Consider the following 18,830-nt stretch of genomic DNA (forward strand, 5'->3'; position numbering starts at 1 on the left):
CTTGAGCCGCCGGGGTCACCACCCCCTGGCCGGCTACACCCCGAGGCTGCGCCCGATTATCTCTTTCATGATCTCGGTGGTCCCCCCGTAGATCGTGGTGATGCGGGCGTCGGCGTAGGCCCGGGCGATTTCGTACTCGGCCATGTACCCATAGCCGCCGTGCAGTTGCACACAGGTGTCGATCACCCGTTTCTGCAGTTCGGTACACGACCACTTCGCCATGGCGGCTTCCTCGGCGGTGAGGCTGCCTTCGTTGAGGCCCAACACGGCGCCGTCGACGAAGCTTTGGGCGAAGGCGATCTCGGTAGCCATCTCGGCCAGCCGGAAGCGGCTGTTTTGGAATGAGCCGATCGGCTGCCCAAAGGCGGTGCGTTCCTTCACATAGGCGAGGGTGATGTCGAAGGCCTGCTGCGCGGCGGCCACCGCCGTGATGGCAATAGAGAGGCGCTCCTGGGGGAGTTTGTCCACCAGGGACAGAAAGCCGCTCCCCTCTTCCCCGAGACGGTTCGCCACTGGCACCACCATGTCGGTGAAGAACAGTTCGGCGGTGTCCTGTGCGTGCAGACCGATCTTGTCGAGGTTTCGGCCCCTCTCGAAACCCACCATGCCTCGCTCCAGAACCACCAGGCTCATCCCGGTATGGCGCTGGGTGGGGTCGGTCTTCACGGCGGTGATCACCAGGTCGGCGTTGATGCCGTTGGTGATGAAGGTCTTCGACCCGTTCACGACGTAGTGATCGCCGTCGCGAATGGCGGTGGTGGTCATGGAGGCGAGGTCGGAGCCGATGGCGGGTTCGGTCATGGCGATCGCCGTGATGAGCTCGCCCGAGCAGATGCCCGGTAGCCAGCGAGCCTTCTGCTCGGGCGTCGTGAGCGACAGGAAATACGGTAAGCAGATGTCGTTGTGGAGGGTCCACCCCAGGCCCGCTGAGTTCACCCCGGCCCGCTGAATCTCTTCGGCGATGATGGCGTTATAGCGGAAGTCCACTACCCCACCGCCCCCGTGCTCAACGGGAGCATCCATGGCCAGGAAGCCGTGGGCGCCAGCCTTGGTGAACAACGACCGATCCACGATGCCCGCCCGATCCCAGGCTTGATGGTGAGGGACAACCTCGCGGGCGATGAAACGGCGAAGCGAGTCGCGGAAGAGATCATGGTCGTTGTCGTAGAGCGTGCGCTGCATCGCCCCGACGGTAATCGGCCACCCACCGCCGCACCGCCGGTTCCTGGCGCTAGGGTGATCGTTACGAAGGGGAGCTCGGAGTAGCCGGGCTGAGAGGGTGGTCTTGCCGGCAACGGTCTGCCACCGACCCGTGGCACCTGAACCGGGTAATGCCGGCGGAGGGATTCGGACAATGGCAGCACTCGAGAGCGGCAACCTTGTGATCGTGGTGACCGGAGGAGACCCGGTGGATCCGGCGCACCTGCCCCAATGGCCGGCGGGAGCACTCGTGATCGCCGCCGATTCGGGGATCGACCGGGCCCTCGAACTCGGGCTGTCGGTGGACGTGGCTATTGGAGATTTTGACTCCGTGCGGCCGGGATCGCTGCGGAGGGTCACCAGCGATGGCGCCACCGTGGAGCAGCACCCGGCGGCGAAAGACGCCACCGATCTCGAACTCGCCATCGACGCGGCGCTTCGCTACGAGCCGTCCCAGGTGCTGGTCATCGGGGGGCACGGCGGACGCCTTGACCACCTGCTCGCCAACGCCATGCTGCTTGCGGCTCCGGCCTACGCCACGCTGTCCATGGTGGCCCAGATGGGCGCGGCGCGGGTCACGGTCATTCGTGACCACGCGAGATTGACCGGCCCCGTGGGTGATCTCGTGACCCTGCTGGCGCTCCACGGCGGAGCCAGTGGGATCCGTACCGAGGGTCTGCTCTATCCCCTCCGCGATGAGGCCCTGCTGCCCGGCTCCACCCGGGGCGTGAGCAATGAACTCATCAGCGGCACTGCTTCGGTGCGCATCGCCACGGGGGTGGTGGTGGCCATACAACCCGGACAGATCGGCACCCACCACCAGATGGCTCCCTCATGACCTGGCCGCACCGAGGCCGCGCCTGGCTGGCCCTGCTCCCCCTGGCGATGACCGCCGTCGCCTGCGGGAGCTCTTCGGGTGATCAGGCCGAAGGCGGAGGGGAAAAGCCCGTGACGATCACGCTGCTCACCCACGATTCTTTTGCCGTGTCCGACGATGTCCTCGACGCGTTTACCGAAGCCACCGGCATCGAGGTGAAGTTGTTGCAGGGAGGCGACGCCGGCACCGTGGTGAACCAGGCGATCCTCACCCGGGGGGCACCCCAAGCCGACGTGCTCTTCGGCGTGGATTCCACGTTCGTGTCCCGGGCCTTGCGGGAGGATCTGTTTCTGGCCTACGAAGCGGCCGGGAGCGAGAACATTCCCGCCGATCTGGTACTAGACCCCAAACACCGGGTGACCTCAATCGACTACGGCGATGTGTGCGTCAACTACGACAGGGCCTACTTCGTCGAAGCCGGGTTACCGGTGCCCTCGACGTTCGGGGATTTGGTTGACCCCCGCTACCAAGACCTTCTCGTGGTGGAGAATCCCGCCACCTCCTCGCCGGGTCTGGCGTTCCTGTTCGCCACCATCGACGAGTTTGGCGAAGAGGGCTGGCAGGCCTACTGGGAGGCGCTGGCCGACAACGGCGTGGAGGTGACCTCCGGGTGGGAGCAGGCCTACTACGGCTCGTTCTCCGGGGGTGGCACCAGCGAGGGAACCCGCCCACTGGTGGTGAGTTACGGCTCGAGTCCGACCGCCGAGGTCGTCTTCGCTGATCCCCCCGTGGACGTGGCTCCTACCGGTGTGCTGGCCAGCACGTGCTACCGACAGGTAGAAGGCGCCGGGATTCTCGCCGGTACCAAGCATTACGACGAGGCGGGTGCCTTCCTCGATTTTCTTCTGTCGCGCCCGTTCCAAGAGGACGTGCCACTGTCGATGTTCGTGGTGCCGGTGAACCCAGCGGCGGTCCTGCCCGCCGTGTTTGTGGCCAACCGCATCGAACCGGCGAAGGGGCGCAAACTCCCGGCGGCCGACATTGATGCGAAACGGGAGGAGTGGATCGAGGCGTGGACCAACATCATGCTGCGCTGAGCCCCCGCGGGCGCACCCTCCTGCTGGCGCCGGCGGTGGCCTTCTTGGCCGTCTTCTTCGCCTGGCCGGTGGTGAACATCATGGGCGAGGGATTTCGGGGAGAGGGCCGCTGGGACCTGTCGGGGGTCGCCACGGTGATAAGCGATCCGGCCATGGCGCGCGTGGTGTGGTTCACCACCTGGCAAGCCGCCCTGTCTACCTTGGCCACGCTGGTGCTGGCCCTGCCCGCCGCGGCGGTACTAGCGCGCTACGAGTTTCGAGGGAGGCGAGTGGTTCAGGCCCTGGCCACCGTGCCCTTCGTGTTGCCCACCGTGGTAGTGGGGGCGGCCTTCGTGGCCCTGCTCGGCGAGCGTTCCCCGGTGGGGTTGAACCTACGCGGCACCCTCACCGCCATCGTGCTGGCCAACATGTTCTTCAATCATGCCGTGGTGGTGCGCACCGTGGGGGGGTTCTGGGAAGGCCTTGACCCCCGCACTGAGGAAGCCGCTCGCGTGCTCGGGGCCTCGCGGTGGGATGCCTTCCGCTCGGTCACCCTGCCGGCCCTCCGGCCGGCGATCGCCTCGGCGGCGGTCATCACCTTCCTGTTTACCTTCACCTCCTTTGGGGTGATTCGCATCCTCGGCGGTCAAGGTCATGCCACGCTGGAGGTGGAGATCTACCGGCAGACCGCCGACCTACTCGCCCTGCCGGTGGCCGCAGTTTTGGCTCTGGTGCAACTGCTGGCGGTGGGAAGTTTGCTCGTGGTACAAGACCGGCTTGAACGGCGGCAACAACGAGCCGGGGTGGCCCTGGCGCCGGCAGAACGGCGGCGGGCGCGCACCGCCGGCGAACGGTGGTGGGTGGGCGGAAACCTCCTGGTACTCGCCGTGTTCCTCGGAGTGCCGCTGGCCTGCCTGGTGAGTCGTTCCTTCCGCACCTCCTCGGGCTATGGCTTGGCCGGTTGGCGGGCCTTGGGGGAGGTGCGCCGCGGCACGGGAATGGCGGTTACCCCGGCTGTCGCCGTGATGAACTCGTTGCGGTTTGCGGCGGTGGCCACGGTGTTGGCTGTCACCCTCGGGGCCCTGGCCGCCATCGCCCTCGCCCGCTCGGACGGGCGCGTGGCCCGTTCCATGGACGCCGGTGCGCTGTTGCCATTGGGCACCTCGGCGGTGACGGTGGGCTTTGGGTTCCTGGTGGCGTTGGACCAACCCTTGGACTTGCGGGCTAGTCCGTGGCTCGTACCCATTGCCCAGGCGGTCGTGGCCCTGCCTTTTGTGATGCGGACGATGTCACCGGCGCTGCGTTCCATTGATCCACGCCTCCGAGAGGCCGCCATGGTGCTCGGCGCGTCACCGGGCCGGGCCTGGCGCGAGGTAGATCTGCCGCTGGTGCGTCGAGGCCTGTTGGTGGCTACCGGTTTCGCGTTTGCCATTTCCCTCGGAGAGTTCGGGGCCACCAGCCTGATCGCCCGCGCCACTACGCCCACGGTGCCGGTGGTGATCGTGCGCCTGCTCGGCCGTCCCGGTGCGCTCAACAGCACCGAAGCGTTTGCCCTCAGCACCATTCTGATGGTGCTCTGCGCCGGGGCGGTGCTGCTAGTGGACCACTGGCGGGTTCGTCCCCGGGCGGGGGCGGGGACGTGGGTGTGAACCCGCGTCTCGAGGTCCGGGGGGCGACGGTGGCCTTCGACGGATCCGTTGCCCTCGCCGGGGTAGATCTTGCGGTGGACGCCGGGGAAGTGGTGGCCCTGTTGGGGCCGAGCGGCAGCGGGAAGTCCACCTTGCTGCGCGTGGTGGCGGGGCTGCAGCCGCTCGATAGCGGCGCCGTGTTGGTGGATGGCATCGACCTCGGAGCGACGCCACCGCACCGGCGGGGCGTGGGCCTGATGTTTCAGGACCACGCCCTGTTCCCGCATCGGGATGTGGGGACCAACGTGGCCTTTGGCCTGCGCATGCAGGGCTGTCCGGCGGCCGAGCAACGGCGCCGGGTGGGCGAACTCCTCGCGTTGGTAGGCCTAGCCGGTCTGGCCGACCGTCGTATTCAGACCCTGTCGGGAGGTGAGCAGCAACGGGTGGCGCTGGCCCGGGCGCTCGCCCCGGAGCCTCGGCTGCTGTTACTGGACGAGCCCCTCGGGGCCCTCGACCGTCCACTGCGGGAACGGCTGGTGGGGGAGCTACGCGAGGTGTTTCGGTCGCTGGAACTCACCGTGTTGGCGGTAACCCATGATCAGGCCGAGGCCTTCGCGCTAGCCACCCGCCTGGCCTTGCTCGACAACGGCCAAATCATCCAGACCGGCACGCCCGCCGCGGTGTGGACCCAACCAGCGTCGGTGCGGGCCGCGCAATTACTCGGGTTTGTGAACGTGGGGGCCATGCCGGGCGCTCCCGATGGTCCGCCGGTGCTGGTGCGCCCCGATGGGGTGGTCTTCTGCGCGGATGGGCCGATCGCTGGGGTGGTGGAGGCGGCTACCTTCATGGGCTCCCGCAGCCGGGTGGTGGTGCAACTTGGCGACGGCGGATCCCTCGAGGTTGAGGTGTCCGCCCGGGAGGTTCCCGCGGTGGGGGCGCCGGTACGGCTGCGTATCAACCCCAACGCCGTGGTGTCCCTTGCCCCGTGAGCGCTCACTACGCTGGACCTCGCCAGGGCTCGTGCCCTCGGCGAACACCCCCATGACCACCCCTCGCCGCCCCTGCCGACCCGCACCGCCCAGCGTCTCTGGAACCGGAGGGGGTTGAGGATGGAAGTGAGCGCAATCCTGGACGCGCCCTGTCCACCGGAGGCGCTCCGGCCCTGGATCGAGGACCTCCTTCGCTACCCCGACTGGCTCGACATCGTGCCGCACGCCGTGGTGGCTCCCGCCCATGGCGACGATGCCGGTCCGGCCTGGTCGGTGGATCTACGCGGGCGGCTCGGACCCTTCGCCCGGGCCAAGCGGCTACGCATGGTCCGTACCGCCCACGATGCCCACCATGCCCGCTTCGAGCGGGCCGAACACGACGGGCGGCAGCACGCCGCGTGGGTCCTTGATGCCCAGATCAGCGACGTAGGCGAAGGCAGTCGACTCACCATGACGCTTCACTACGGCGGCCGACTGTGGATTCCCGCGCTCGACCGCCTGCTCGCGGAGGAGATCGAGCGATCCCGGCCCCGTCTGTTGGAACGTATCGCTCCCTGATCAGCCCTGAACGGCCCGGGCCGACCACCGCTGCGTTCGGTGCTCAACTTCGAGGGGGAGGCCGAAGGTGGCCGAGAGATGGGACGCCGTGAGTACCTCATCGAGGGGGCCCTGATGGAGTACCCGGCCCCCCCGCAGGAGTAAGACATGGGTGGTGCCGAGCGGGATTTCCTCCACGTGATGGGTGACCAGCACCGTCGGGGGACTGTCGGGGTCGGCCGCCGCGCCGCTCAGGCGGGCGAGGAGGTCTTCTCGCCCACCCAGGTCGAGGCCCGCCGTGGGCTCGTCGAGAAGAACGATGGCGGGGTGGCCGAAGAAGGCTCGGGCAAGGAGCACGCGCTGACGCTCCCCCGAGGACATCGTGGCTACCGGCCGATCGGCGAGGTGACCTACCCCGAAGCGATCGAGTCGGTCACGGGCCTGCTGGCGGTCGTCGGCCGCGTAGGTATGCCACCACGGTTCGAGCGCCGCGTAGCGTGCCGTCATCACCACTTCGGTACCAGTGAGTTGGGGGCGCAATAGATCGCCGAAGGCCGGGCTGGACAAGCCGATACGGGTGCGCAAGGCGCGCACGTCCACGCGACCGAGGAAGCCGCCGTCGATCGCCACGTCGCCGGCGCTGGGGTGCAGGTAGAGCGAGGCGATGCGTAGCAGGCTCGTCTTGCCCGACCCGTTGGGGCCGAGGACCACCCACCGTTGGTGGCGCTCCACGTCCCAGGTGATGCCACGGAGGATGGTGGTTCCATCGCGCACCAGATCGACCCCGGCGAAATGGAGGGCGGGAGTCATGGTGGGGGCGGAGGGGGTGTGAGTGGGCGTCGTGAGTATCCAGGTTTCCCCCGATCGGAGGGCACCGTTGGCGCAGGACCTATCGCCCGGAACCTTACCCTTGCGCTCTAGATTGAGCGGCGCAGGCTTCGTTGATCCGGACGGTCCCCATGGTTGTTGCGCTCGGCCTCGTGGTCGTGCTGTGTCTGATACTGGCCACTGGGGTGTTCGTCGCGTTCGAGTTCTCGTTGCTGGCGCTCAACCGGGTGCGCATGGACAGCGATGCCGAAGCCAACCAGCGCGGGGCTCGCGCCGCCTCCGAGGCGGTGGCCTCGATGTCGTTTCATCTCTCCGGTGCCCAACTCGGCATCACCGTCACCTCGCTGATCGTTGGCTTCCTGGCAAAGTCGACGGTGGCGGGGGCCATTGAGCCCGCAGTGGCGAGGGTGGTGGGCGAAGGGGCAGCCTCGGGGATCTCCACCGGCCTAGCCTTGGTGGGCATCACCGCCGTTTCCATGGTGATCGGTGAACTCGCCCCCAAATCGTTGGCGATCGCCAAGCCCCAGGCCGTGGCCTATGCACTCGCTCCGCCGATGCTCGTGGTTGTCAAAGTGGCCAGGCCGCTGATTCGTCTCCTCAACGGGGCCGCCAACGCCACCGTGCGCCGCCTGGGGATCGAACCGCAGGAAGAGCTCAACTCGGTACGGTCGTTGCAGGAGTTGGAGTTGTTGATCCGGGCCTCGGATGGGAGTGACGGCCTCGAGGCCAGCCTCATCATGCTGCTCACCCGGTCGATTCGTTTCGGAGGAACGTCGGTGGCGTCGGCCTTGGTGCCCCGCCACGCCGTGCGGTCGCTGTCGATCGACGACAGCATCGCCGATCTGGTGGCGCTGGCGCAGGCCACGAACTACTCGCGATTTCCGGTGGTGGGAACCGATCTGGATGACGTACTCGGGGTGGTGCAGGTGAAGCAGGTGTACACCGTGGCCTACGACCAGCGCCGGTTCACCACGATGGCTGAGATCATGGAGCCGGCGTTCGTGGTGATCGAAACCCGCGGCCTCACGGACTTGCTGTCGGACTTGCGGGGGAGCGAAGCCCACTTGGCCATCGTGGTGGACGAGCACGGTGGTACCGCCGGCATCATCACGCTCGAGGACGTGCTGGAGGAGATCGTGGGTGAGATTCGCGACGAGTACGACGAGGCAGACGCAGTCGTGGTATCCCTCCCCAGGCCGATCGGTGCCATCAACGCCGCCTCGCCTGAGGCAATTGCCGAGTGGATGCTGGCCGGTTCACTGGATGTAGATGCGGTATTCGAGGCCTCTGGGTTTCAGGTTCCGCCGGGCGACTACCAGACACTGGCGGGATTTGTATTGCAGCGTCTCGGGCGGATCCCGACGGTGGGCGAGGCGTTTGATGTGGACGGCTGGCGTTTCGAGGTGGCGGAGATCGATCGGCAGCGGGTGGTGGCCGTGGCCGTGCGGCGCGACATCGCCGGGGCGGATGGATGGCCGTGAGCGCCTGGAACCTCCCCGTCATCGCAGTGTTGCTCGTGCTCAACGGATTCTTCGTGGCCGTCGAGTTTGCCGTGATCGCCAGCCGTCGCACGAAACTCGAGGCGCACGGTGGCGCCTTAGCCCAGGTGGCCCTGGACGCCATGAAGAAACTCAACCTGTACCTTGCCGGGGCGCAACTCGGCATCACGATGGCGTCGCTAGCGCTGGGTTACGTGGCCGAGCCCACCGCGGCGCGGCTGCTCGAGCGCTCCCTCGGCAGTGTGGTGGATCTCCCCGAACGGGCCATGGAGACCTTGGGCTTTGTGGTGGCCATTGGGGTGGTGGCCTTTCTTCACATGGTGGTGGGGGAGATGGTGCCCAAGAACATCGCCATTGCCGCGCCGGAGCGCACCTTGATGGCGGTGGCGGTTCCCTACCGGTTGTACGTCACGCTCTTTGAGCCAGCCCTTCGCCTACTCAATGCGATGGGCAACGCCGTGGTGCGGCGCGTTGGGGTGGAACCACGTGACGAACTCGCTGCGGCGGCTTCGGCGGTGGAACTGGTATCGATGCTTGGCAGTGCTCGCGGGGAGGACGGCATCGAGGAAATGGCCCGACGACTGCTGACCGGGGCGGCCAGCCTGACAAGCGTGTGCATCTCATCGGTGATGGTCCCCCGGGAGGAGATCGTGTGGCTTCCCTGCACGGCCACCCCCGCCGAGGCCGAGGCCCTGGTGGTCGCTTCGGGCCGAACCCGTTTGGTGCTCGTTGGCGATGACCTGGATGACGTGCGCGGGCTCTTGCACGCCAAAGACCTCTTGTTGGTCCCTGAAGACGCCCGGAATCGACCCCTGCCGTCGGGCTCGGAGCGGGAGATTGAGGCGATGGGGGCGGAAACGTCCCTCGACGTGGCCCTGCTGACCATGCAGAAGAAGCAACGCCATCTCACCCTGGTATACGACGCCGAGGGCCGTACGCTGGGCATTGCCACCCTGGAGGACGTGATTGAGCGGCTCCTGGGAGGGGCTGGGGGTGACCCTGCAATGGTCAGGGGGGGCGCGGTTGGCTAGCGTGTGATCTCACTGTGTTCCGCCGCTGCCTCCCTGTCCTTCTCGGTATGACCGTGCTCCTTGGGAGTTTGGTCATGCCTCGCGCCGGTGCCGATGGCGGCGATTTGGCCACTGCTCGGGCTCGGGCCAATCAAGCGGCGACCGAGCTGGCTAGGGCGGAGACGAAACTGGGAAAGCTCGATGGCGAAATCAACAGCCTCCAGGCGCGCGCTGATGCGTCGCAGCAGACCCTCGACGGCCTGCGGGCCACGGTTCGTGAGGTAGCGATCCGCCAGTTCATCAACGCCGATGCGAATCGCCTCACTAGCTTTGATCCCGACATCAACGTGCAGGCGCGCTCGTCGGCGCTGGCCCGTTTCAGCACCCAGGGAAACCAGGACGCGGTGGACCAGTACACGGCAGCCTCGGAAGATCTGGCCGTGGCTCAGGACGAACTGAAGGAGAAGCGGAGGGATCAGAAAGACGCGGTGGCCGCCCTTGAGAAGCGTCGCGAGACGCTGAATCGCGAGTTCAAACGGCTCGAGGCGCTGGAAAAGGAACGGCAGGAGGCGGAGCGCAAACGCCGGGCTGAGCTCGAACGGGCCACCTCTCGCCGGGCCCCGACGGGGTCTCGTACCTCGGCCCCGGGTCGGGTGGTCTCTTCGGCTCCAGTAGGGGGCATCGTGTGCCCGGTTCAGGGTCCGGTGGCCTTTAGCGACACCTGGGGCGCGCCGCGCTCAGGCGGACGCGCCCATCAGGGCGTGGACATGCTCTCGCCGCGCGGTACGCCCACCGTGGCTCCGGTAAGCGGTCGGATAGAACACCGCGGTAACAGCACCGGTGGTCTTTCGTGGCATGTCTACGGCGATGACGGCAACTATTACTACGGCACCCACCTGGCTTCCTACGCCAGCCAGGGCGCCGGCCGGGTGAGCGCGGGCACCGTGATCGGCTACGTCGGTGATACCGGAAACGCTCGCGGTACGCCGCATTTGCATTTCGAGATACATCCGGGCGGCGGCGCCGCGGTCAACCCCACCCCGTACGCTGCGGCCGCCTGCTGAGCGCGGATGTCGCACGATCTAGCTGAGGCGCTGCGGCAACTTCTTGGCCCGGACGGAGCGGAGATCACGTCCCTGCAACGACTGTCCGGCGGGGCCTCTCGGGAAACCTGGTCATTTGATCTGGTCGTCGAGGGAGGGGTGCGTCCGCTGATCCTCCAGCGTCTCCGCGGCGGTGGGGTAGCAGGGTCCACGGGGATTCCGATGGGGGTCGAGGCCGCCTTAGTTCGGGTGGCGGGTCGCCACGGCGTGCCGGTGGCCGAGGTGGTGACGAGCGATGATGGTTCGGTACTGGGCCGCGCCGGGATGGTGGTGGCGCGTCTCGAAGGGGAGACGATTCCCCGGAAACTCCTACGCGACCAGGAATGGGCGGGGGCAGTTGGCCGTCTGGGGAACCAGGTGGGCGCGGCACTAGCGGCGGTCCACGCCATTCCCACCGCGGAGATATCGGGGTTGTCCACCACTGATCAACTGGCCCAGTTCCGGGCCATCCTCGACGGCCTCGGCGAGCCCCATCCGGCCTTCGAGCTTGGGTTCCGCTGGCTGGAGGCCCACCGGCCAGCGCCCACCCCGCCCACGGTGGTCCACGGCGACTTCCGCCTGGGGAACCTGTTGGTGGATCACGATGGCCTCCGGGCGGTGCTGGATTGGGAGTTGGCGCATCTCGGCGATCCAGTGGAGGACCTCGGATGGTTCTGCGTGCGGGCCTGGCGCTTTGGGTCGCCCCTTCCCGCCGGTGGGGTGGCGAGCCGAGAGTCGCTGGTGGCGGCCTATGAAGCGGCCAGCGGAAGAACTGTTGCTGTAGAGGCGCTGCGGTGGTGGGAATTGTTGGGCACTCTCAAGTGGGGCGTGATCTGCATCATGCAGGCCTGGGGGCACCTCAGCGGTGGATCGCGGTCGGTGGAACTCGCCACCATCGGAAGGCGCGTGTGTGAAAACGAGTGGGATGTGCTTGGACTGTTGCCGGGCCCCCCACTGGTGGTGAATCCACCGGTGGCCGCCACGCCCGTCGCTCCTCTGCACGACCGCCCGCACCTCACGGAGTTGGTGGAAGCGGTGCGCGAGTGGGTAGAGGGCGATGTGCTCGAGGGCACTGAGGGCCGCCTGGCTTTTCATGCTCGGGTGGCGGTCAACGCGTTGCGCATGGCGGAGCGCGAACTGGCCCAGGGCCCGGGACCAGCGTTGGCCCATCGGGCTGCGCTGGCGGTCCTGGGCTGCGAGGACGACGCCGACCTCGCCGCCCGGATTCGCAGCGGGAGTTTGGATGACCGGCTCGAGGAGGTTCGCGCCGCTGTATCGGCGAGCGTGGTCGACAAACTTCGCGTCGCCAATCCGACCTGGCTCACAATGGAGGCCTAGCGACTAGGTGGCCACCGCGTGGAAGCCGCCGTCGACGTGGATGATCTCCCCGGTGGTCTTCGGAAACCAATCGGACAACAGGGCCACGCAGGATCGGGCCACGGCGTCGGCGTCGGCCTTCACGTCCCAGCCCAGGGGGCTGCGTTCGTCCCACACGTCCTCGAAGCGGGAGAACCCGGGAATTGATTTGGCGGCGAGGGTCTTGATGGGGCCGGCGGCCACGAGGTTCACGCGGATCCCCTGCGGGCCGAGATCGCGGGCCAGGTAACGGCTGGTGGATTCCAGGGCGGCTTTCGCTACTCCCATCCAGTCGTAGGCCGGCCAGGCCTGGCGACTGTTGTCGAAGTCGAGGCCGAGGATGGAGCCGCCGGGGGGCATGTGGGGCACCACTACCTCGGCGAGGGTCTTGAGGGAGTAGGCCGAAATCTGCAGCGCCACCGAAACGTCTTCCCAGGGGGCTTCGGTGAAGCCACCCCCGAGGCAGGAGGGAGGAGCAAACCCGATGGCATGCAAGGCCCCATCCACGCGGCCCCAACGCTCTCCCAGCGCGTCTCGCACGGCCGCCACCTGGGTGGGGTCGGTCACATCGAGTTCGAGTACCTCGGCGGGGTGGGGCAGTTTTCGGGCGGTTCGCCGGGTGAGGGACAGGCCACGCCCGGCCCCGGTGAGGATGATCTCGGCGCCCTGTTGCTGGGCGTGGCGGGCCACCCCGAAGGCGAGGGACGCATCCGTGAGAACGCCGGTGACCAGGATTCGCTTACCGTCGAGAAGAGACATGGCTGTGAGACTGCCATGCGCGCCGGTGCGTTACTGGCCTGGTGGTCATCGGAGTGGAAATGCCGATTGGCGGGGGAGCGCCACTACGGTGTGCCCGATGCGCATAGGAATCCTTGGTGGTACTGGTCCGGCGGGTAGCGCTCTAGCCGCACGATTGGCATCGGTTGGTTTCGAAACCGTGGTTGGCTCGCGATCGAGGTACCGCGCCCTGGAGGTGGTGGATGGCCTCAAGGAGCGGTGGACAGGCCGCGACCTGACGATCGAAGCGGCCGACAACGAAGGGGCGGCGGATGCCGACCTCATCGTGATTGCCACCCCCTGGGACGGTGCCACCCAGACCGCCCAGATGGTGGAAACCCACTTACGCGGCAAAGTAGTGATCTCCATGGCCAACGCTCTCACCAAGATCGGTAAGGAGTTCCAACCCCTTGTTCCGCCGCGCGGATCGGTGGCGGCGAGTGTGCAGGCGGTGTTGCCGGGGAGCTTTGTGGCGGCGGGTTTTCATCACGTGCCCGCCAAGGAACTCGGTGACCTTGACCATCCCATTGAGAGTGATGTGCTGATCTGCTCGGACCACCCCGAGGCCACCAAGATGACGGCCGAGTTGGTGGCGAAGATCCCGCACATGCGCCCGCTCGATTGCGGTGAGCTGTCCCTCGCCACCCCCATCGAGTCTTTCACTGCCGTGTTGTTGCAGTTGAACGTGCGCTACAAGACGCGTGTTGCGGTGAAGTTCACGAGCATCCCGGAGTGACCCGAGGGTGACATCTGGCAACGAAACGCCATTGCTGCTGTGGTGCACGGCCCGACAAGCGGTGGTGCCCTTCACCCCCGGTCCGCTGGTCACGCTGTACACGTGCGGCATTACGCCCTACGACGCCACCCATCTCGGCCACGCTGCGGTGTATGTGGCGTACGACGTGTTACAGCGGCGGCTCCGTGATCGAGGACACGACACCCGTTGCGTACGCAACATCACCGACGTCGACGACTCGATTCTGACCAAGGCCCGCGAGTTGGGGGTGCACTACCTCGATCTGGCCGCCGCCGAGACGGCCCGTTTCGACGACGACATGCGGGCCCTGGGCCTGATCCCATCGTGGAGTGAGCCTCGGGCCACCTCGGCCATCGCCGACATCCGCGGCTTCATTGGCATGGTCCTCGAACGGGGGCACGCGTATCAGGCGGGCGGGGCGGTGTACTTCGACATTTCCAGCGTGGCCGACTTCGGCTCGGTTTCGGGTTACAGCCGACAGCAGATGCTCGAACTGGCGGCTGAGCGGGGCGGGAACGTGGACGACCCGCACAAGCGTGATCCGCTCGACTTCGTGTTGTGGCAGCCATCCTTGGCCGACGAACCGTCGTGGGAAACCCTGTGGGGCCCGGGACGCCCGGGCTGGCACATCGAGTGCTCGGCCCTGGCGCTACGCGAGCTCGGGACCACCATCGATCTTCACGGCGGCGGGGCCGATCTCATCTTCCCGCACCACGAGTGTGAGCGAGCCCAGAGCGAGGCAGCCACCGGCGAGCCGTTTGTGCGCCACTGGATGCACCAGGCCATGGTGGGCATGGATGGCGAAAAAATGTCGAAGAGTTTGGGCAACCTCGTGTTCGTATCGGAACTTCGCCGCCAATGGGACCCCATGGCGATTCGTCTCATGATCATCGAGAACCACTACCGAACGGCGTGGGAATGGGACGAAACCCGGATGCCGCGGGCGTCGGCCCGGCTCGAGGCGTGGCGTTTGGCCGGACGGGGTGACGGCGCTCTCGAAGCGACGCGGGCGGCCCTGGATCACGATCTTGACGTCCCCAGCGCCGTGGTGGCCATTGATGCGGCGGCGGCCGCCGGTCGGGGTGTGAGCAAGGCGGCCACGCTCCTCGGGATCGGCCTGTAACGCTCGGGTCCGTTCTCGGTCTCCGTGGCATACTGCGCAGGATGGAGGACCAACCGTCGAGCGAGCGTGAGTTTGGGAAGCTTTATCCGCTTGCCCGAGCGGTGCTGTCCCCCATCTTTCGGGCACTCTGGCGGGTGGAGGTGACCGGGGGGGACCACGTGCCGGTGGCTGGTGGGGCCATCTTCTGCCCCAATCACACGTCGGTGATCGACTCGTTCATGTTGCCGCTGGTATTGCCCCGCCGGATCACCTTTGTGGGAAAAGCGGAGTACATGGATTCGTGGAAGACGAAGCACATCTTTCCGGCCATCGGGATGATCCCGATTGACCGCAGCGGCGGAAATGCATCGGAACGGGCGCTCAACACGGCGGCGCGGGTGATCGCCAGCGGCGAGTTCTTCGGTATTTATCCCGAGGGCACGCGGGCGCGTGACGGCCGCCTGCATCGTGGTCACACTGGCCCGGCCCGGCTGGCCCTGCGTACCGGTGTGCCGATTGTGCCGGTCGGTATTGTGGGCACCCGGGAGATTCAGCCCCCCGATGCCCGATTCCCCACTCCCTTCAAGCGGGCCGAGGTTCGCTTTGGTCGGCCGATCAACGTTCGTCGCTATGCCGATCGACTCGATGATCGTCTGGTGCTCCGCCAGATCATCGACGAGGTGATGTACGAGATTCGGGAACTCTCTGGGCAGGAATACGTTGACGAGTACGCCACCAAGCGGGCGGAGTCGTTCCCGGTGCAGGCCGAAGCCCGCCTGGGGGAGACGCCGCTGGCGGCTACCAACGGTGCCGGCCCGAGGCGTTCGAGTGCCGAGGTGTTGGGCCAGCCATCGGGCTGATCCCGTTATTGGTTCTGCCGGGAGCCAGGGGTCCGGTACCCTGCGCATCCATGTCTGATGAGATCACGATCCGGTTACCGGACGGCTCCACCCGCGTCATGGGGGCTGGAGCCACGGCGTTGGGCTTGGCCCAAGACATCGGCTCACGGTTGGCCAAGGCGGCGGTAATCGCGGTGGTCAACGGCGAGGCCAGCGACTTGGGTAGAGCGCTGGCCGATGGTGACGAGGTGGCCATCGTCACCGGTGAGTCGCCCGATGGGCTCTTCACCATTCGTCACTCCACCACCCATGTGATGGCCCAGGCGGTGCTCGATCTGTTCCCGGGGGCCACCTTTGGCATCGGCCCCCCGGTGGAGGACGGCTTCTATTACGACTTCGAACTCCCCCACCGGGCCACCTTCGTGGAGGAGGACTTGGCGCGTATCGAGGCGCGGATGCGAGAGATCATGGCGGAGGAGCAACCCTTCCGGCGGGCGGAGATGGGGGCCGAGGAGGCCCGCGGGGTGTTCGCGGCGCACCGTTTCAAACTCGAGATCATCGATGACGCCAGCACGGATCCCATGTCGGCGACGGCCGCAGTGGGGTCGGTCCGCACCTACGAGAATCCCCCCGTCGTGGCCAAGGACCCGGCGCCGTTCCATGGCTATCGGGGTTTCATCGACCTATGTCGGGGGCCCCACGTGCCCCACACCGGTGCCCACCTCGGCCACTTCAAGCTCATGCGGGTGGCGGGGGCCTACTGGCGGGGGCAGGAGGGCAACCCCCAACTGCAGCGCATTTACGGCACGGCCTGGGATTCGAAGAAGGCACTGGCAGAGCATTTGCACCGGCTCGAGGAGGCGGCCAAGCGCGACCATCGCAAGTTGGGTGTCGAACTCGACCTGTTCAGTTTCCCCGAGGAGATCGGTTCAGGGCTGGCGGTGTTCCATCCCAAAGGTGGGCTGGTGCGGCGATTGATGGAGGATTACTCCCGTCAGCGGCATGCGGAAGCGGGCTATGAGTTCGTGAACTCGCCCCACATCACCAAGGCCAGCCTCTTCGAGACTTCCGGTCATCTCGAGTTCTTTGCCGATGGCATGTTTCCGCCGATGCACTTTGACGACGAAGGGGGAGAGGGCGGTCAGGATTACTACCTGAAGCCCATGAACTGCCCGTTTCATGTGCTGATTTACCGGTCCCGCCTGCGTAGTTATCGGGAATTGCCTCTGCGATTCTTCGAGTTCGGCACCGTGTATCGCTACGAAAAGAGCGGTGTGCTCCACGGCCTCACCCGGGTGCGCGGTCTCACGATGGACGATTCGCACATCTTCACTACGAAGGAGCAGATGGGCGAGGAGTTGGCATCCTTGCTGGACTTCGTCCTGGGTCTCTTGGCGGATTATGGCCTCACCGACTTTTTTTTGGAACTGTCCACGAAGCCGTCGGGTAAGGCCGTAGGAAGCGACGCCGACTGGGACGAAGCCACCGAGGCGCTGCGGGCGGCGGCGGTCACCAAGGATCTTGATCTGGTGCTCGATGAGGGCGGTGGAGCGTTCTACGGTCCGAAGATTTCGGTGCAGGTACGCGATGCCATCGGGCGGACCTGGCAGATGTCCACGATCCAGTTGGATTTCCAGTTACCTCAGCGCTTTGAGATCGACTACGTGGGCCCGGATAACGAGCGCCACCGTCCGGTGATGATTCACCGGGCTCTCTTCGGGTCGATCGAGCGTTTCTTCGGGGTGTTGGTGGAGCACTATGCCGGCGCCTTCCCCGTATGGCTAGCGCCGGTGCAGGTGCGGGTGTTGCCGGTGCGCAGCGACCACCACACCTACGCCACGTCGGTGGTGGAGGGTCTCCAGGCGGGCGGCTTCCGCACCGATGGGGTGGAAGCGGACGAACCATTGGGCGCCCGGATTCGTCGGGCGAAACTGGAGAAGGTGCCGTACATACTCGTGGTGGGGGACAGCGACGTGGCGGCCGGGACGGTGGGGGTGAACGCACGCGGATCCGACCAGCCCGACCGCGATGTGCCGCTCACCACCTTTACGCAGAGACTGGCCGACGAAGTGACCGCCAAAGCATGACCCTGGCGAGGGTGTTTCGTGCCGCTTGACCATTTGTGGGCGACGTGGCGTTCGGCGTACGTGGGCAAGGTGGCCGATAGCCGCACCCTCCCCAGCGTGGAGGCGGCCGCTGGTCGCTCGTTGTTCGAGCGGATTTTGGCGGCGGCCCAGGAGGAGGGGGGCGACGCCGCCGGGGTGGTTGCCCAGGGCCCCACCTGCTTTGTGCTCCTGAATCTCTATCCGTACACGGTGGGTCACCTCATGGTGCTCCCGCAGCGGGCGGTGGCCGACCTCGGGGGGCTGACCACCGAGGAGCATCGCGAACTGTGGGACACCGTGCGAGTGGCCGTGCAGGCCTTGCGGCTGGCCTTCCAGTGCGACGGGGTGAATGTGGGTCTGAATCTCGGAGAGGCGGCCGGCGGGTCCCAGTCGGACCATCTCCATGTGCATTGCGTGCCCCGCTGGGGCGGCGATGCCAACTTCCTTGCGGTGACCGCCGAGACTCGCGTGCTGCCGGTGAGCCTGGTGGAGGCAGCGGAGCGACTGCGGGCAGTCTGGCCCGGTTGATCCCGGGCCGGTACGGTCCCCAGTGCCATGGATGAGGATGCGCCCACCGACGCTGAAGTAACCGATGCGCTGCCGGATGATCTCAACGCCGCGGGGTACGTCGGGCCGTACGTGTTCCCCAACAACAACCGCCGGCGGGTGCCGGGATACCTCTACCTGATGATGGGCGTGGCGTGCATCGTGGTGGGGGTGTGGGCCGGACCGGACGCAGTGTTGGTGAATGGCGGATTTATCGGCGCCGGGGTTCTCTTGGTGGTCTTTGGTGTTTATCACCTGCTGGCGGGCTGGAATCTCGACGTGGATGAGCGCGACGCCCTCGTGGCGGCCACGCGGCAGGTGGGGTTTGCGGTGGGGCACGCATCGGCTCAACTCGGCTGGCGAGGGTTGCGAAGCCGTCCGACGTGGCGCATCCTTCTTTATTCGGCCGAGGACCCCCCGCTCCAGCGAGGATTGGTGCTGGTCGACGGCGTTGACGGTGAGATCGTGGCGCACTTCGTGGAGGACAACCCCGAGGATTGGTCGGTGCTCGAACCGCGGGAACTGCGCCGGTAGGAGCGTCCCTACCGGGGGGGTAGCGCCTCGGCTAGGCCTCGTTCGGCGGCGCGGAGGTGATCGACCCCCGCGTCCACGGCCTGCCACAACAAAGCCAGCGCGGTGGGGGTGACGCTGGGGTGCCCGGCCACGCGTCCGATCCGCCGCC

Annotated in this window: 18 protein-coding genes and 1 riboswitch; of the genes, 15 read left to right on the forward strand and 3 right to left on the reverse strand. The window is 66.7% G+C overall.

The features are described from left to right. Window positions 1-33: 33 nt before the first annotated feature. Window positions 34-1,182, reverse strand: coding sequence for an acyl-CoA dehydrogenase (locus tag EXQ71_11180; protein MSO88062.1), 1,149 nt, complete (start codon window positions 1,180-1,182; stop codon window positions 34-36). Window positions 1,183-1,239: 57 nt separating this feature from the next. Continuing rightward, a riboswitch (TPP riboswitch) is annotated at window positions 1,240-1,364 on the forward strand. Here EXQ71_11180 and EXQ71_11185 point away from each other — a divergent pair. The 5 genes from EXQ71_11185 to EXQ71_11205 all read left to right on the forward strand — a co-directional run bounded on the left by EXQ71_11185 (window position 1,355) and on the right by EXQ71_11205 (window position 6,268). Then, window positions 1,355-2,038, forward strand: a complete 684-nt coding sequence (locus tag EXQ71_11185) for a thiamine diphosphokinase (protein MSO88063.1) — start codon at window positions 1,355-1,357, stop codon at window positions 2,036-2,038. Its footprint overlaps the riboswitch before it by 10 nt. Continuing rightward, window positions 2,035-3,114, forward strand: a complete 1,080-nt coding sequence (locus EXQ71_11190) for a thiamine ABC transporter substrate-binding protein (GenBank protein MSO88064.1) — start codon at window positions 2,035-2,037, stop codon at window positions 3,112-3,114. The genes EXQ71_11185 and EXQ71_11190 overlap by 4 nt, the downstream gene beginning before the upstream one ends. Before the next feature lie 80 nt (window positions 3,115-3,194). Further along, the gene (locus EXQ71_11195) at window positions 3,195-4,742 is read left to right on the forward strand and encodes an iron ABC transporter permease (protein MSO88065.1); all 1,548 of its coding nucleotides are present in this window, start codon (window positions 3,195-3,197) and stop codon (window positions 4,740-4,742) included. Further along, the gene (locus EXQ71_11200) at window positions 4,733-5,710 is read left to right on the forward strand and encodes an ABC transporter ATP-binding protein (protein MSO88066.1); all 978 of its coding nucleotides are present in this window, start codon (window positions 4,733-4,735) and stop codon (window positions 5,708-5,710) included. Before EXQ71_11195 ends, EXQ71_11200 begins: the two co-directional genes overlap by 10 nt. A 126-nt stretch (window positions 5,711-5,836) precedes the next feature. Next, window positions 5,837-6,268 (forward strand): SRPBCC family protein, encoded by a 432-nt coding sequence (locus EXQ71_11205; GenBank protein ID MSO88067.1) that lies wholly within the window; start codon window positions 5,837-5,839, stop codon window positions 6,266-6,268. Here the strand turns inward: EXQ71_11205 and EXQ71_11210 are convergent, their stop codons facing one another. Beyond that, window positions 6,269-7,057, reverse strand: coding sequence for an ATP-binding cassette domain-containing protein (locus EXQ71_11210; protein ID MSO88068.1), 789 nt, complete (start codon window positions 7,055-7,057; stop codon window positions 6,269-6,271). 149 nt (window positions 7,058-7,206) lie between these two features. Between EXQ71_11210 and EXQ71_11215 the strand changes: the two genes are divergently transcribed. Genes EXQ71_11215 through EXQ71_11230 form a run of 4 tightly spaced genes read left to right on the forward strand, consistent with a single transcriptional unit; the run spans window position 7,207 to window position 12,004 of the window. Continuing rightward, entirely contained in the window at window positions 7,207-8,556 is a 1,350-nt protein-coding gene (locus tag EXQ71_11215; protein ID MSO88069.1) for an HlyC/CorC family transporter, read from the forward strand. Further along, entirely contained in the window at window positions 8,547-9,605 is a 1,059-nt protein-coding gene (locus EXQ71_11220) for an HlyC/CorC family transporter (GenBank protein MSO88070.1), read from the forward strand. Before EXQ71_11215 ends, EXQ71_11220 begins: the two co-directional genes overlap by 10 nt. 47 nt (window positions 9,606-9,652) lie before the next feature. After that, entirely contained in the window at window positions 9,653-10,648 is a 996-nt protein-coding gene (locus EXQ71_11225; GenBank protein MSO88071.1) for a hypothetical protein, read from the forward strand. A 6-nt stretch (window positions 10,649-10,654) separates the two neighbouring features. Next, window positions 10,655-12,004, forward strand: a complete 1,350-nt coding sequence (locus EXQ71_11230) for a phosphotransferase family protein (GenBank protein MSO88072.1) — start codon at window positions 10,655-10,657, stop codon at window positions 12,002-12,004. Between the two features lie 3 nt (window positions 12,005-12,007). On the opposite strand, the gene fabI is transcribed toward EXQ71_11230, so the two are convergent. Beyond that, entirely contained in the window at window positions 12,008-12,781 is a 774-nt protein-coding gene (fabI, locus tag EXQ71_11235) for an enoyl-[acyl-carrier-protein] reductase FabI (GenBank protein MSO88073.1), read from the reverse strand. A gap of 97 nt (window positions 12,782-12,878) precedes the next feature. On the opposite strand from fabI, the gene npdG reads away from it, so the two are divergent. Genes npdG through EXQ71_11265 form a run of 6 tightly spaced genes read left to right on the forward strand, consistent with a single transcriptional unit; the run spans window position 12,879 to window position 18,682 of the window. Beyond that, the gene (gene npdG / locus EXQ71_11240) at window positions 12,879-13,535 is read left to right on the forward strand and encodes an NADPH-dependent F420 reductase (GenBank protein MSO88074.1); all 657 of its coding nucleotides are present in this window, start codon (window positions 12,879-12,881) and stop codon (window positions 13,533-13,535) included. A gap of 31 nt (window positions 13,536-13,566) precedes the next feature. Further along, complete coding sequence (locus EXQ71_11245; protein ID MSO88075.1) at window positions 13,567-14,679, forward strand: cysteine--tRNA ligase; 1,113 nt, start codon at window positions 13,567-13,569, stop codon at window positions 14,677-14,679. Window positions 14,680-14,720: 41 nt separating this feature from the next. Continuing rightward, on the forward strand, window positions 14,721-15,518 hold the full coding sequence (locus EXQ71_11250; GenBank protein ID MSO88076.1) for a 1-acyl-sn-glycerol-3-phosphate acyltransferase: 798 nt from the start codon (window positions 14,721-14,723) through the stop codon (window positions 15,516-15,518). Window positions 15,519-15,568: 50 nt separating this feature from the next. After that, window positions 15,569-17,584 carry a threonine--tRNA ligase gene (gene thrS, locus EXQ71_11255; protein MSO88077.1) on the forward strand — a complete coding sequence of 672 codons (2,016 nt, stop codon included), beginning with the start codon at window positions 15,569-15,571 and terminating at the stop codon, window positions 17,582-17,584. 18 nt (window positions 17,585-17,602) lie between these two features. After that, window positions 17,603-18,130 (forward strand): HIT domain-containing protein, encoded by a 528-nt coding sequence (locus tag EXQ71_11260; GenBank protein ID MSO88078.1) that lies wholly within the window; start codon window positions 17,603-17,605, stop codon window positions 18,128-18,130. A 27-nt stretch (window positions 18,131-18,157) separates the two neighbouring features. Then, complete coding sequence (locus EXQ71_11265; protein ID MSO88079.1) at window positions 18,158-18,682, forward strand: hypothetical protein; 525 nt, start codon at window positions 18,158-18,160, stop codon at window positions 18,680-18,682. The last annotated feature ends 148 nt before the right edge of the window (window positions 18,683-18,830 follow it).

This window comes from Acidimicrobiia bacterium, from assembly GCA_009694375.1.
Taxonomy (GTDB): domain Bacteria; phylum Actinomycetota; class Acidimicrobiia; order Acidimicrobiales; family VFJN01; genus VFJN01.